At 72.7% G+C, this 14,579-nt stretch carries 13 protein-coding genes; 2 read left to right on the top strand and 11 right to left on the bottom strand.

Going from position 1 to position 14,579, the window contains the following annotated elements; all coding sequences use genetic code 11:
- Positions 1-2 precede the first annotated feature (2 nt).
- Positions 3-929 carry a 5'-3' exonuclease gene (locus G6039_RS27765; protein ID WP_241258949.1) on the top strand — a complete coding sequence of 309 codons (927 nt, stop codon included), beginning with the start codon at positions 3-5 and terminating at the stop codon, positions 927-929.
- 19 nt (positions 930-948) lie between these two features.
- Here G6039_RS27765 and G6039_RS27770 read toward each other — a convergent pair whose 3' ends face one another.
- The 7 genes from G6039_RS27770 to pafA form a co-directional block, all read right to left on the bottom strand.
- On the bottom strand, positions 949-1,776 hold the full coding sequence (locus G6039_RS27770; protein WP_006945769.1) for a DUF4333 domain-containing protein: 828 nt from the start codon (positions 1,774-1,776) through the stop codon (positions 949-951).
- A gap of 107 nt (positions 1,777-1,883) precedes the next feature.
- Positions 1,884-4,613 carry a DEAD/DEAH box helicase gene (locus tag G6039_RS27775; protein WP_029543767.1) on the bottom strand — a complete coding sequence of 910 codons (2,730 nt, stop codon included), beginning with the start codon at positions 4,611-4,613 and terminating at the stop codon, positions 1,884-1,886.
- A 9-nt stretch (positions 4,614-4,622) separates the two neighbouring features.
- Positions 4,623-5,582: a twin-arginine translocase subunit TatC gene (gene tatC / locus G6039_RS27780; protein WP_029543765.1), complete on the bottom strand. Its 960-nt coding sequence runs from the start codon at positions 5,580-5,582 to the stop codon at positions 4,623-4,625.
- A gap of 86 nt (positions 5,583-5,668) precedes the next feature.
- The gene (gene tatA, locus G6039_RS27785) at positions 5,669-5,929 is read right to left on the bottom strand and encodes a Sec-independent protein translocase subunit TatA (protein ID WP_006945773.1); all 261 of its coding nucleotides are present in this window, start codon (positions 5,927-5,929) and stop codon (positions 5,669-5,671) included.
- A gap of 95 nt (positions 5,930-6,024) precedes the next feature.
- Positions 6,025-6,999 carry a helix-turn-helix transcriptional regulator gene (locus G6039_RS27790; protein WP_006945774.1) on the bottom strand — a complete coding sequence of 325 codons (975 nt, stop codon included), beginning with the start codon at positions 6,997-6,999 and terminating at the stop codon, positions 6,025-6,027.
- Entirely contained in the window at positions 6,996-8,111 is a 1,116-nt protein-coding gene (locus tag G6039_RS27795) for a helix-turn-helix transcriptional regulator (protein WP_029543763.1), read from the bottom strand. Before G6039_RS27795 ends, G6039_RS27790 begins: the two co-directional genes overlap by 4 nt.
- Before the next feature lie 66 nt (positions 8,112-8,177).
- On the bottom strand, positions 8,178-9,536 hold the full coding sequence (gene pafA, locus G6039_RS27800; protein WP_006931187.1) for a Pup--protein ligase: 1,359 nt from the start codon (positions 9,534-9,536) through the stop codon (positions 8,178-8,180).
- Positions 9,537-9,567: 31 nt separating this feature from the next.
- On the opposite strand from pafA, the gene G6039_RS27805 reads away from it, so the two are divergent.
- The gene (locus G6039_RS27805; protein ID WP_044475594.1) at positions 9,568-11,085 is read left to right on the top strand and encodes a phosphatase PAP2 family protein; all 1,518 of its coding nucleotides are present in this window, start codon (positions 9,568-9,570) and stop codon (positions 11,083-11,085) included.
- Here G6039_RS27805 and prcA read toward each other — a convergent pair.
- The 4 genes from prcA to dop form a co-directional block, all read right to left on the bottom strand.
- Complete coding sequence (gene prcA, locus G6039_RS27810) at positions 11,073-11,852, bottom strand: proteasome subunit alpha (RefSeq protein WP_006931185.1); 780 nt, start codon at positions 11,850-11,852, stop codon at positions 11,073-11,075. The two genes, G6039_RS27805 and prcA, sit on opposite strands and share 13 nt — an antisense overlap.
- Positions 11,849-12,715, bottom strand: a complete 867-nt coding sequence (prcB, locus tag G6039_RS27815) for a proteasome subunit beta (protein WP_006931184.1) — start codon at positions 12,713-12,715, stop codon at positions 11,849-11,851. The genes prcA and prcB overlap by 4 nt, the downstream gene beginning before the upstream one ends.
- Positions 12,712-12,903, bottom strand: coding sequence for a ubiquitin-like protein Pup (locus G6039_RS27820; RefSeq protein WP_003937722.1), 192 nt, complete (start codon positions 12,901-12,903; stop codon positions 12,712-12,714). Before G6039_RS27820 ends, prcB begins: the two co-directional genes overlap by 4 nt.
- Before the next feature lie 138 nt (positions 12,904-13,041).
- Positions 13,042-14,535 (bottom strand): depupylase/deamidase Dop, encoded by a 1,494-nt coding sequence (dop, locus tag G6039_RS27825; protein ID WP_006931182.1) that lies wholly within the window; start codon positions 14,533-14,535, stop codon positions 13,042-13,044.
- Between the last annotated feature and the right edge of the window lie 44 nt (positions 14,536-14,579).

Raw genomic sequence — 14,579 nt, forward strand, 5'->3', positions numbered from 1 at the left:
CGTTGATGCTGCTCGACGGGGCGAGCCTGTGGTTCCGCGCGTTCCACGCGCTGCCCGAGTCGCTCACCGCCCCGGACGGCCGCCCGGTCAACGCGGTGCGCGGGTTCACCGACATGGTGGCGTCGCTGATCACCAAGCATCGGCCGGCGCGGCTGGTGGTGTGCCTGGATCTGGACTGGCGGCCGGCGTTCCGGGTGGCGGCGGTGCCGAGTTACAAAGCGCACCGGGTGGCCGCCGGCTCGGACGGCACCGTCGAGGAGGTGCCGGCGGCGTTGCCGGCGCAGGTGCCGATGATCACCGACGTGCTGGCCGCCGCCGGCCTCGCCACCGCCGGCGCGGCCGGGTTCGAGGCCGACGACGTGATCGGTACTCTCGCCGCCGGCGAGTCCCGGGATCCGGTGCTGGTGGTCAGCGGGGACCGGGACCTGCTGCAGGTGGTGCGCGACGGCTCGGTGCCGGTGCGGGTGCTGTACGTCGGGCGGGGCCTGGCCAAGGCCGAGCTGTTCGGGCCGCCCGAGGTGGCGGCGCGGTACGGGCTGCCACCCGAGCGGGCCGGCGCGGCCTACGCCGAGCTGGCGGCGCTGCGCGGGGACCCGTCGGACGGGTTACCGGGGGTGAAGGGCGTCGGGGAGAAGACCGCGTCGACCCTGCTGCTGCAGTACGGGTCGCTGACGGCGCTGCGCGCGGCAGCGGTGGACCCGGAGTCGGGGCTGGCGAAGGGGGTGCGCGGCAAGCTGATCGACGCCGGCGCGTATCTCGACGCGGCGGTGCCGGTGGTGCGGGTCGCCACCGACGCCCCCGTCCGGGTGTCGCGGCCGGACACGGTGCCGTCCACCCCGGTCGATCCGCAGGCGCTGGAGCGGCTGGCGCAGGAGCTGGGGATCGGGCGGTCCGTCGCCCGGTTGACCGCGGCGTTGGCCGCGGGGTGAGGGCGACGGACCGGCGCGCTCAGTTGGGGCGGCTGACCTCGTAGGTGCCCTCGTCGTCGGTGAAGGTCACCGTCACCGACCGGAACTGGCCGTCCACCGTGAGGGTGCACTCGAAGCTGTTGCCCGCCTTGACTTCTTCACCGTCCGGGCACTGCACGTCGGAGACGTCGGTGGCGCCGTAGGACTCGGTGAGGACCTTCTCGACGCCGGCCTGCGCGGCCTCGGGGTCGAGGGTGTCGTTGCCGCCGAGGAGCAGCACGGCGCCGATGATCGCGCCGATCACCACGAGCCCGGCGACGGCCAGGCCGACGATCAGCCCGGTCTTCGACTTCTGCTGCGGCGCACCGGCATTCCATTGGCTCGCGCCGGTCGACCCCCACTGCTGGCCGGGTTGCTGCCCCCACTGGGGCTGACCCTGCTGGGGTTGTCCCCACTGCTGGCCCTGGCCGGGCTGCTGCCCCCACTGCGGCTGACCCTGCTGCGGCTGGCCGGGGGTCTGCTGACCCTGCTGGCCCCACTGCTGCCCCTGGGCGGGCTGCCCCCACTGGGGCTGACCCTGCTGGGGTTGTCCCCACTGCTGGCCCTGGCCGGGCTGCTGGCCCCACTGCTGGCCGGGGGTTTGGCCTTGGCCGGGTTGCTGCCCCCACTGCGGCTGACCCTGCTGCGGCTGGCCGGGGGTCTGCTGGCCCTGCTGGCCCCACTGCTGGCCGGCGGGCTGCCCCTGCTGCGGCGTGCCGAACGCCTGCGTCGGAGCCGGCCCCTGCTCGGCTCCGGAGGACGGCGGGGGGGACGGCGCCCACTGCTTGGTCGAATCGTCGGAATCCTGCGGGTCGTGCGGACCGCTCATTGTCGCCTCCACCTGCCTTCGCTGTGTCCAATTACCGTAGCCGTAGCGCCCCACCCACCACGAGAAAGCCGTGTGGCAGCGCGCGTATCAAACCACACGCGGTGTCGTCACGCCGCATCGACCGCGACGACACCGCGCCGGATCGCGCCGATCGCCCGGGCGGCGGTCTTCGCGATCTGAGGGTCGACCGCGCCGGTGCGGATCTGGTCGAGCAGATCGATCACCTGCCGGCACCAGCGCACGAAGTCGCCCGCCGACAGGTCGCGTCCGGCGGCCCCGGCGGCGATCAGGGCCTCCGTCAACGACTGGGTGCTCACCCACGTGTAGATGGCATCGACGAACCCGGGATCCGGTTCGCGGGTGGGGGGCAGCTTGAAGCGAACCTCGTCGGCGCGCAGCTGCCCGCACAGGCGGACGGTGTCGGCGAGCGCGCGGCGCAGCGGCCCGGTGGGCCCGTACTCGGTGGCGCCCTCCTCGACGCGCGCCTCGTACACCACCGCCGAGACCACCGCGGCGAGCTCGGCGGGCGAGAGTCCCGCCCACACGCCGTGGCGCAGGCATTCGGCGACGAGCAGGTCGCTCTCGCTGTAGATGCGGGCGAGCCGCTCCCCCGCCTCGGTGGTCGACGGGTCGTCGCCGGCGGTGAGGTAGCCCCGCTCGGTCAGCAACGCGACGATCCGCTCGAAGGTGCGAGCGAGGGAGTTGGTGGTGGCCGCGGACTGGCGGCGCATCTGTGCGACCTCCCGGCCGAGCCGGTTGTAGCGTTCCCCGAGCCGGGCGAGGCGCTCGAGGTCGGGATGCTGGTGGGCCGGGTGCCGGCGCAGGCGCCGCCGCAGGTCGTCGATCTCGCGGGTGTCGCCGTTCTTGGCGTGCTTGGGGCGGCGCGGCGCGGAAATCCCGGTGCTGCGCAGCGCCGACGCGAGGTCACGGCGGGCCCGGGCGGTGCGGGCGTCGGCGTGCCGGGGCAGCCGGAGCTTGCCGAGCGCGGTGGCCGGTGCCGGGAAGTCCGCGGCCGAGACCCGCCCGGACCAGGCGTCCGCGGTGACCACCAGGGGCCGGGGGTCGGTGACGTCGGTGTCGGTTTCGAGGACGACGGCCAGTCCGGTGCGCCGGCCGCCGGGGATGGCGACGATGTCGCCGCGGCGCAGCGCGAGCAGCGACGCGACCGCGGCCTGCCGGCGGTCCTGCCGGGCCTGGCGTTCGCGTCGCCGTTCGAGCTGGGTGAGTTCCTCACGCAGCTGCAGGTAGTCGATGATGTCGCCGTCCTCGCCGCCGAGCTGATCGCGGAGCTTGGCGAGGGCCTTCTCGTTGCGTTCGATGCCGCGGGTCAGGCCGACGACCGACTTGTCCGCCTGGAACTGGGCGAAGGACCGTTCGAGCAGCGCCCGGGAGTGCTCGGCGCCGACCGCGTCGATCAGGTTGACCGCCATGTTGTACGACGGGCGGAACGAGCTGCGCAGCGGGAAGGTGCGGGTGGAGGCGAGCCCGGCGACGTCGGCGGGCTCGAGGCCCGGCTGCCACAGCACCACCGCGTGGCCCTCGACGTCGATGCCGCGGCGCCCGGCCCGCCCGGTGAGCTGGGTGTACTCGCCGGGGGTGAGCTCGGCATGGGTTTCGCCGTTGTACTTGACCAGCTTCTCGAGCACCACGGTGCGGGCCGGCATGTTGATGCCCAGGGCGAGGGTTTCGGTGGCGAACACCGCCCGCACCAGGCCGCGGACGAACAGGTCCTCGACGGTGTGCCGGAAGGCCGGGAGCATGCCGGCGTGGTGGGCGGCGATGCCGCGTTCGAGGGCGGCGCGCCACTCCCGGAAGCCGAGCACCTCGAGGTCGGCGCGCGGCAGGTCGCCGGTGTGTTCGTCGACGATGGCCCGGATCTGCGCGGTCTCGGCGTCGGAGGCCAGGTGCAGACCGGCGCGCAGGCACTGGCCGACGGCGGCGTCGCAGCCGGCACGGCTGAACACGAAGGTGATCGCCGGCAACAGCCCCTCCCGGTCGAGGCGGGCGACGACCTCCGGACGCGGCAGCGGCCGGAACCCGATGCGCCCGCGGGGACCGCCCCACCGGCCGGTCGAGTCGAGGGCGGCGCGGCGGCGCACCTGCTCGACGAGTTCGCGGTTGACCACGACGCCGCGGCGGCCGGTGCCGTCCGCGGCGTCCGGGTGCGCGGTGGATTCGAACAGGTCGAAGATGCGGGGGCCGACCATGACGTGCTGGTGCAGCGGGATGGGCCGCACCTCGTCGACGACGACGGTGGTGTCGCCGCGCACGGTCTCCATCCAGTCGCCGAACTCCTCGGCGTTGGAGACGGTGGCGGACAGGCTGACCAGGCGCACGTCCTCGGGCAGGTGCAGGATGACCTCCTCCCACACCGCGCCGCGGAACCGGTCGGCGAGGAAGTGCACCTCGTCCATCACCACGTGGGTCAGCCCGATCAGGGTGGTCGAGGAGGCGTAGAGCATGTTGCGCAGCACCTCGGTGGTCATCACCACCACCGGGGCATCCGGGTTGACGGACTGATCGCCGGTGAGCAGGCCGACCGAGGCCTTGCCGTAGCGGGCGACGAGATCGGCGTACTTCTGGTTGCTCAACGCCTTGATCGGGGTGGTGTAGAAGCACTTGCTGCCGGCGCGCAGCGCCAGGTGCACGGCGAACTCACCGACGACGGTCTTGCCGGCGCCGGTGGGGGCGCACACGAGCACGCCGTGCCCGCCCTCGAGGGCGCGGCAGGCCTGCACCTGGAACGGATCGAGCGGGAAGGACAGCTCGGCGGCGAATTCGGCGAGCCGGGGCGGCAGCGCGGTCGCGGTGGATCCGGTGTCGGTGGAGTCGGTCACAGGCGGCGGCTAGAGGGTGTCGGAGTAGTCGGGCGGCGCGGGCCGGGCGGTGGGGCCGGGCGGCACCGTCGAGGTGGGCGCGGGCACCGGGGTGGGTGCCGTGATCGGGGAGCTCTCGTCGTCGTCGAGGTCGCCCCAGCCCTGTTCCCGGTCGCGGCGGGCGCGGCGCCTGTCGTTGAGGCGGGCGAGCTGGATGGCGAGTTCGAGCAGCAGGGTCAGGGCCGCGGCCAGCGCCAGCATCGAGAACGGGTCCTGGCCGGGCGTGGCGATGGCGGCGAAGACGAACATCGCCATGATCAGCCCCCGCCGCCACGACTTGAGCTTGGCGTAGCTGAGCACCCCGACGGCGTTGAGCGCGACGATGACGAGGGGAATCTCGAAGGACACCCCGAAGATCACGAGCAGGTTGATGATGAACCCGAAGTACTCCGAGCCCGACAGCGCGGTGACCTGCACGTCGTTACCGACGGTGAGCAGGAACGACAACGCGTGCGAGACCACCAGGTAGGCCAGGACCGCGCCGGCGACGAACAGCACCGCGCCGGAGACGACGAAGCCGATCGCGTAACGGCGTTCCTTGGCATACAGGCCGGGGGTGATGAACGCCCACAGCTCGTACAGCCAGATCGGGCAGGCCAGCACGATGCCCGCGGTCAGCGCCACCTTCAGCCGCAGCATGAACTGTTCGAACGGTCCCGTGGCGAGCAGCCGGCAGCTGTCGTCGGCGCTGATGTCGGCGCGCGCGGACGCCGGCAGATCACAGTAGGGGCCGCGCAGGATCTCGCCGAGGCTCGGGAGCCCGAACAGGCCGGCGCTGTACCAGACGAACCCGACGATCGTGGTGAGCACCACGGCGGCGAGGGCGATGAGCAGGCGGGTGCGCAGTTCGTAGAGGTGCTCGACCAGCGACATGGTGCCGTCGGGATTGGTCTTGCGCCGGCTTCGACGCGGATCGAACGGGATGCGCACGGTGCGGTTCTCAGCTCCTGTCACGGCCGCCGGGATCAGCGGAGGACCGGGACATCCGCACGGATGCCCCGGTCAGGGAAATACGGTCAGGCCGAACGTGATTCGGGCTGCGGCGTCTGCGGCTGCGGCTCCACGGGGGCCGGGGCCGGCTGGGCCGGCGGCAACGGGCTCGGAGCCTGCTGCTGCGCGGGGCGCGCGTCGTCGTTCTGCATCTCCTTGACCTCGCTCTTGAAGATGCGCAGCGACCGGCCGAGACCGCGGGCCGCGTCGGGCAGCTTCTTCGAACCGAACAGGATGATCACGACGATCGCGACGATGGCCCAGTGCCAGGGGCTCATTGCACCCATTATCAACCTCCACTGATCTGCTGGCGTCGATGCTACCGGACCGACCCTGCACCGGCGCGCCGCACAGGGGCGTTCACGACGAGTTCGGAGCAGGTTCACAGCCCGTTCCCGGCGGGGGCGTCGTACGCGGCCAGGGCGGCCTGCGCCCGGTCCCGCACCGCCGCGACCAGCTCCGGCGGACCCAGCACACTGACCCCCGCGCCGAGGCCGACGGTCAACCGCGCCATCCAGTCCAGCGACGCGTAGTGCATCACCGCGTCGATGACCCCGTCGTCGTGCACCCGCACGTCGATCAGCGGGTAGTAGTCGAGCAGCCACCCGTAGCCGGGGTCGATCCGCAACCGGGCCGCCGGCAGCGTCGGGTCGCCGGCGAACAGGTCGAGGTGGTCGTCCTCGCGCAGCGCCCGTTCGGGCGGGTCCGCCGGTTCGTCGAGTTCGGTGGCGGCGTCGATGCGGTCGAACCGGAACAGCCGCACCCCTTCGGCGGCCCGGCACCAGGCCTGCAGGTAGGTGTGTTCGCCGACCAGCACGATCCGGATCGGATCGACGTCGCGTTCGGACACCGCATCGCGGGAGGCCGAGTAGTAGGTCAGGTGCAGCACCCGGCGGTGCTGCACCGCCGAGCGCACGGTCGCCGCGACCGGATCCTCGGCGACGGGCTGCGCGGGGGCGGGCGTGCGGTCGGCGGCGGCCGCGGTGCCGGCGGCGGCCTCGATCTTCGCGATCGCCCCGAGCGCCGCGGTGGGGTCGACCACGCCGGGCATCTCCACCAGCGACCGCAACGCCACCAGCAGCGCCGTGGCCTCGGTGGACGTCAGCCGCAACGGCCGGTCGATCCCGGCGGTGAAGGTGACGACGATGCTGTCCTCGGAGAACGAGAGGTCGATCAGGTCGCCGGGACCGTAGCCGGGCAGCCCGCACACCCACAGCTGGTTCAGGTCGTCCATGATCTGTTTCGGGGTGACCCCGAGATCGCGGGCGGCCTCGGCGGCGCTGATCCCCGGATGGGCCGTGAAGTACGGCACCAGGTTCAGCAGCCGGGTCAACCGCCCGGACAGTCGTGTGCTCATCGGCTCTCCCCCCGGTCGGCACCGCCGCCGCTGTTCGAGACGGCACCGCCGCCGCTGTTCGAGACGGCACCGCCGCCGCTGTTCGAGACGGCACCGCCGCCGCTGTTCGAGACGGCACCGACGGTGGCCGTCGTGGAGGTGGCCAGCACCCGGGTGAGGATGCGGCGCACCTCCGCGCGCAGTTCCGGCGGGTCGAGCACCAGCGCGTCGGCGCCCTGCCCGGCGATCACCCGCCCGATCCACTCCCACGACCGCACCGGAACGTCGAGGACGGTGCCGGGACGGTCGCCGACCGCGCGGCGCTCGTGCTCGGTGCCGAGCCGGCGCAGTTCGAACGCGCGCCCGTCCGCGACCCATACGCGGGCGTGCCCGGTCACGTCGCCGGAGGTGGTGGCGGTCAGGGCGTGTGCCCGCAGGTCCACCCCGTCGGGGATCCGCACGACCCCGGCGGGGCCGAACGCGGTGACGTCGTCGTCGATGCGGGAGAGCCGGAAGGTGCGCGGCGCCCCCCGGTCCCGGTCGAACCCCACCAGGTACCAGCGGCCGTGCACGGTGACCACGCCCCACGGTTCGACGGTGCGCTCGGTCCACGGGTCGGTCGGGGAACTGCGGTGCCGGAAGCGCACCGCGCGGCGCGTGTCGACGGCGGCGAGCACCTGCCCCAGCACCGGCTCGGAGCCGCGGCTGCGGGTCGGCATCGCGGTGATCGCGCCCGCCGGGTCGGCATCGACCTGCACCCCCGCGGCGCGCAGCTTGAGCAGCGCGCCCTGCGCCGCGGAGGTGAGCTCCGGCGACTCCCACAGTGCCGCCGCCACCGCGACGGCGGCCGCCTCGGCGCTGGTCAGCTCGATCTCGGGCAGTTCGTAGGCGTCGCGGTTGATGCGGTAGCCCTCGACGGTGGAGAACCGCGACGGCATGCCGGTCTCGAGCGGGATGCCCAGGTCGCGCAGCTCGTTCTTGTCGCGTTCGAACATGCGGCTGAACGCTTCGTCGCTGCCCGATTCGTCGTATCCGGCGACGGAGGCGCGGATCTTCTCGGCGGTGAGGAACTGGCGGGTGGACAGCAGGCAGATGACCAGGTTCACCAGCCGCTCGACTTTGGAATTCGCCACGCGGTGCAGCCTAATCCCCCGCCCGCCGGCCGACCCGGTTACCGGACGCGGACGACCCGCGGCACGCTACATCGAGGCGATGAGCCGTTCGACGCGCTCGTCGACGGAGCGGAACGGGTCCTTGCACAGCACCGTGCGCTGCGCCTGGTCGTTGAGCTTGAGGTGCACCCAGTCGACGGTGAAGTCCCGGCCGGCGTCCTGCGCGGCGGCGATGAAGTCGCCGCGCAGCTTCGCCCGGGTGGTCTGCGGCGGGGTGTGCACGGCCGCGTCGACGGACTCGTCGTCGGTCAGCCGCGCCGCCAGCCCCTTGCGCTGGAGCAGATCGAACACCCCGCGCCCGCGCTTGATGTCGTGGTACGCCAGATCCAGCTGGGCGATCTTCGGGTCGGACAGCTCCAGGTCGTAGCGGTCCTGATAGCGCTGGAACAACTTGCGTTTGATCACCCAGTCGATCTCGGTGTCCACCTTCGCGAAGTCCTGCGACTCGACCGCGTCGAGCACCCGGCCCCACAGATCCACCACCTGCTCGACGTGCGGATCGGGTTCGCGGGTGCGCAGGTACTCCACCGCCCGGCCGTGGTACTCGCGCTGGATGTCGAGGGCGCTGGCCTGCCGGCCCCCGGCCAGGCGCACCGGCCGCCGCCCGGTCAGGTCGTGGCTGACCTCCCGGATGGCCCGGATCGGGTTGTCGAGGGCGAAGTCGCGGAACGCCACGCCGGCCTCGATCATCTCGAGCACCAGCGACGCGGAGCCGACCTTGAGCATCGTGGTGGGCTCGGACATGTTCGAGTCGCCGACGATCACGTGCAGCCGCCGGTACTTCTCGGCGTCGGCGTGCGGCTCGTCGCGGGTGTTGATGATCGGCCGGGACCGGGTGGTCGCCGACGACACGCCCTCCCAGATGTGCTCGGCGCGCTGCGACAGGCAGTAGGTCGCGGCCTTGGGGGTCTGCAGCACCTTCCCGGCGCCGCAGATCAGCTGCCGCGTCACCAGGAACGGCAGCAGCACGTCCGAGATGCGGGAGAACTCCCCGGCCCGCACCACGAGGTAGTTCTCGTGGCAGCCGTAGGAGTTGCCGGCCGAGTCGGTGTTGTTCTTGAACAGGTAGATGTCGCCGCCGATGCCTTCCTCGGCGAGGCGCTGTTCGGCGTCGATCAGCAATTCCTCGAGCACCCGCTCCCCGGCGTGGTCGTGCTCGACGAGCTGGAGAAGGTCGTCACATTCGGCGGTCGCGTACTCCGGGTGCGAACCCACGTCCAGGTACAGGCGCGCCCCGTTGCGGAGGAACACGTTCGAGCTGCGGCCCCAGGACACCACCCGACGGAACAGATACCGGGCGACCTCGTCGGGGCTCAGCCGCCGGTGCCCGTGGAAGGTGCACGTGACGCCGAACTCCGTCTCGATGCCCATGATTCGTCGCTGCACACTTCGACAGTACCGCGCGGAACCACCGAGCATGAGCCGCAACGAGATTACGGTTGTACCCGTGATCTTCGCTCCCGCCCCGCTGACGCGCCTGGACCGGTCCCTGTTCGCCGGCAGCGCCGCCCTGCGTCCCTCCCCCGCCGACCCCGTGCTGCGGGGCCTGAGCCGCGCCGCCGACCACGGTCGACTGTGGATGGGCTGCGCGGCGGCGTGCGCCGCGATCGGCGGCCGGCCCCGCCGCGGCGCCGTCCGCGGCATGCTGGCGCTGGCCGGGGCCAGTGCCCTGGCCAACGGGGTGCTCAAGCCGCTGCTGCCGCGCCGCCGGCCCCCGGCCCGGCAGGACGGCCCGCTGCGCCGCTCGCTGCCGACGCCGCGCTCGTCGTCGTTCCCGTCCGGGCATTCGGCGTCGGCGGCGGCGTTCACCACCGGGATGGCCCTCGAATCCCCGGTGACGGGGGCGTTGCTCGCGCCGGTGGCCGCGGCGGTCGCCTACTCCCGGGTACACACCGGGGTGCACTGGCCGGCCGACGTGGTCACCGGCGTCGCCGTCGGTGCGGCGGTGGCCCTGGCCACGCGCCGCTGGTGGGCGGTGCGCCCCGACGAGCCCGCCCGGCTGGGCCCGCCCGGCCCGGCCCCGGCCCTGCCGCAGGGCCGGGACCTGCTGGTGCTGGTCAACCCCGGCGCCGGCCGCGACGACGACGCGGGCGTGATCGCGGCGGCGCTGCCCCAGGCACGGGTGGTCACCCTCGACCCGGACGAGGAGTTCACCGCCCAGCTGGACCGGTTCGTCGCCGAGCACACCCCCGCAGCGCTCGGCGTCCACGGCGGGGACGGCACCGTGCGAGCCGCGGCGAGCGCGGCCGTCGCGCACGGGCTGCCGCTGGCGGTGTTCCCGGGCGGCACCCTGAACCACTTCGCCCGCGACGCCGGGCTGCTCGACCTGGAGCAGACCGTGCACGCGGTCGAGCGGGGGCAGGCGCTGCGGGTCGACCTCGGCCGGGTGTGGGTGGACGGCACCGGCCCGGACGGTGCCGACCGGGGTGGACACGTGTTCGTCAACACCGCCAGCGTGGGCGGCTATCCGGACTCGGTGCGGCTGCGTGAGCGGTGGGAGCCGAGGATCGGCAAGTGGCCGGCCGCGGCGGCGGCGCTGGCCGCGGTCCTCGCGACCGCGAGCCCGCTGCGGGTGTCGCTGGACGGGGTGCCCACCGCGGTGTGGTTGCTGTTCGTCGGCAGCGGCCGGTACGCGCCGGACGACCGGGTGCCGATGTCACGGCCCCGCATCGACACCGGCACCCTGGACGTGCGGTATCTGCGGGCCGACCTGCACTGGTCGCGGACCCGGCTGCTCGCGGCCGCGGTCACCGGCAGCCTCGCCGGATCCCCGATCCACGTGCGGCGCGAAGCGCCGGCGCTGTCGGTGCGGGTGCGCAGCGGCCGGGTCGCCCTGGCCACCGACGGTGAGGTGCTCGCCGAGGGCGCGCTGTTCGAGTTCCGCAGCGTCCCCGGCGAGCTCACCCTCTACCGGCCCCTCGATCAGGAACCCTGAACGGGCCCCGACCCGTCCGGCCCGGTGGTGCCGGTGTCGTCGCCGGACCGCTCGCCGGTGCCGGGCAGCAACTGGTCGAGCGCGGCGCCGGTGATGCGGCGGAACGCGCGACGCGGGCGCGGCTTCTCGAGCACCGCCACCTCGAGCTCGGCGCGGCCGAGCACCCGGGTGCCGATCTCGGCCCCGGCGGCGGGCACCTGCTGCAGCGCCTGCACCGCGACCTGCACCGCCTCGGCGAGGGACAGACCCGGCCGGTACGACTCGCGCAGGGCGGTGGCGATGGGTTCGGTGTGCCCGCCCATCACCACGAACTGCGGTTCGTCGACGATCGAGCCGTCGTAGGTGATGCGATACAGCTGCGCGGTGTCGGCGGAGTCGGCGCGGCCGACCTCGGCGACGCAGATCTCCACCTCGTACGGCTTGGGCTGCTCGGTGAAGATGGTGCCCAGGGTCTGCGCGTACGCGTTGGCCAGCGACCGCACGGTCACGTCGCGCCGGTCGTAGGAGTAGCCGCGCATGTCGGCGTGCACGATCCCGGCGCGCCGCAGGTTCTCGAACTCGTTGTACTTGCCGACCGCGGCGAACCCGATGCGGTCGTAGAGCTCGCTGACCTTGTGCAGCGCCTTCGACGGGTTCTCGGCAACGAACACCACCCCGTCGGCGTAGATCAGCACGACCACGCTGCGGCCCCGCGCGATGCCCTTGCGCGCCAGTTCCGAGCGATCGCGCATGATCTGCTCGGCGGACGCATAGTACGGCAGCGTCACTGCGCACCTCCCTGCCCGTGCTCGGCGACGGTGCGGTCCGCGACCACGGTGCGGGCCAGCGCCGACAAGGTCTGCTCCGGCACCTCGGTGGCGCCGTCGGCGGTGATGACCACCGCGGTGGGATAGATGCCGCGGGTGGTGTCCGGGCCGCCGGTGGCGGTGTCGTCGTCGGCCGCGTCGTAGAGCGCCTCGACGACGGTGCGCAGCGCGGCCGCCTCGTCGGCGTCGGCGCGGTAGAGCTTCTTCAGCGACGACTTGGCGAACAGCGATCCCGAGCCCACCGCGTGGTAGCCGGCGCGCTCCTCGTAGCGGCCCCCGACCACGTCGTAGGACACGATCCGGCCGGCGCGCTGCGGTTCCGGGGCCTCGAGGTCGTAGCCGACCAGCAGCGGCACCACCGCCAGGCCCTGCATCGCGGCCCCGAGGTTGCCGCGCACCATCGACGACAGCCGGTTGGCCTTGCCGTCGAAGGTCAGCGGCACACCCTCGATCTTCTCGTAGTGTTCGAGCTCGACCGCGAACAGGCGCACGAGTTCGATGGCCAGGCCGGCGGTGCCGGCGATACCGGCCGCGGAGTAGCTGTCGGTGACGAACACCTTCTCCACGTCGCGGCTGGCGACCATGTTGCCCATGGTGGCGCGCCGGTCACCGGCGATGAGCACGCCGCCGGCGAACGTCACGGCGACGATCGTGGTGCCGTGCGGGGCGATGTCCGCGTCGGCGCCCCGCAGCCCGGGACGGTTCTCCGGCAGCAGTTCCGGCGCATGCATGCGCAGGTGGTCGGAGAACGAGGACAGCGGGGAACCGAACGGCATGCGCGGCGGGTGGACGGGGAACGGGATCGGCGAACGCTCCGCTGTCACTGGCCGCCCTTCTGCACGTACGCACGCACGAAGTCCTCGGCGTTCTCCTCGAGCACGTCGTCGATCTCGTCGAGCAGGTCGTCGGTCTCGGCCGCGAGCTTCTCGCGTCGTTCCTGACCGGCACCGCCGTCGCCGACGACCTCGTCGTCGTCGCCTCCGCCACCGCGTGTGGTCCGCTCCTGAGCCATAGCGGTCGACCTCCTCGTTCGTTCGTGGGGCCCGCTCCGGCCTCGGCCGGTGCGAGCTCCGACTGCTCGGACCTCCACCCTACCGAGCAGATGCGACACTCCGCGCGACTACGCGCGTGTCGCGCCCGCCCGGACGGGTCAGCTGGTCAGTTCGTCGACCAGTTGGGCCGCCGAATCCACCGAGTCGAGCAGCTTGCCGACGTGCGCGCGGCTGCCCCGCAGCGGCTCGAGGGTGGGGATGCGCACCAGGGATTCGCCGCCGAGGTCGAAGATCACCGAGTCCCAGCTGGCGGCGGCGATGTCGGCGCCGAACCGGCGCAGGCACTCGCCGCGGAAGAACGCGCGGGTGTCCGACGGCGGGGTGTGCACCGCGTCGAGCACATCCTGCTCGGCGACCAGGCGCTCCATCGAGCCGCGGGCGACGAGCCGGTTGTACAGGCCCTTGTCCAGCCGCACGTCGGAGTACTGCAGGTCCACCAGGTGCAGCCGCGGCGCCGACCACGCCAGGCCCTCCCGGTTCCGGAAGCCCTCGAGCAGGCGCAGCTTGGCCGGCCAGTCCAGCAGGTGCGCGCACTCCATGGGGTCGCGTTCGAGCAGGTCGAGGATCATCGCCCACTTGTCGAGGATGTCGCGCACCCGCTTGTCGTCGGTGCCGTCGTGGAACTTCGCGACGCGCTCGTGGTAGATCCGCTGCAACGCCAGGCCGGTCAGCTCACGGCCGTCGGTCAGGGCGACGGTCTTGCGCAGCGTGGGGTCGTGGCTGATGTGGTGCACGGCGGTGACCGGCCGGGCCAGCTGCAGGTCCGACAGGTCCACCCCGGCCTCGATCAGGTCCAGCACCAGCGCAGTGGTGCCGACCTTGAGGTAGGTCGACATCTCGGCGAGGTTGGCGTCGCCGATGATCACGTGCAGGCGTCGGTACTTGTCGGCGTCGGCGTGCGGCTCGTCGCGGGTGTTGATGATGCCGCGTTTGAGGGTGGTCTCGAGCCCGACCTCGACCTCGATGTAGTCGGCGCGCTGGGACAGCTGGAATCCGGCCTCGTCGCCGGACTGGCCGATGCCGACCCGGCCGGAACCGGTGATCACCTGCCGGGAGACGAAGAACGGGGTCAGCCCGGCCACCACCGCCGAGAACGGGGTGTCGCGGGCCATGAGGTAGTTCTCGTGGGTGCCGTACGAGGCACCCTTGCCGTCGACGTTGTTCTTGTACAGCTGCAGGCGCGGCGCGCCGGGCACGCTCGAGGCGTGCCGGGCGGCGGCCTCCATCACCCGTTCGCCGGCCTTGTCCCAGATCACCGCGTCGAGGGGGTCGGTGACCTCCGGCGCCGAGTATTCGGGGTGGGCGTGATCGACGTACAGCCGGGCGCCGTTGGTGAGGATCATGTTGGCGGCGCCGACCTCGTCGGCGTCGATGACGGGGGCCGGACCGTTGAAGCGGCCCAGGTCGAATCCGCGGGCGTCGCGCAGCGGGGATTCGACCTCGTAGTCCCAGCGGGTGCGCTTGGCGCGCGGCACCCCCTCGGCGGCCGCGTACGCCAGGACCGCCTGGGTGGACGTGAGGATCGGGTTCGCTGTGGGCTCGTTGGGTGAGGAGATCCCGTACTCGACCTCGATGCCGATGATCCGCTGCATGACGTCGAGATTAGGTGATCGGTGCCGGTCCGGCCGGGCCGGGC

Origin of the sequence: Rhodococcus aetherivorans, from assembly GCF_011058165.1 — a bacterium.
Lineage (GTDB): Bacteria > Actinomycetota > Actinomycetes > Mycobacteriales > Mycobacteriaceae > Rhodococcus > Rhodococcus aetherivorans.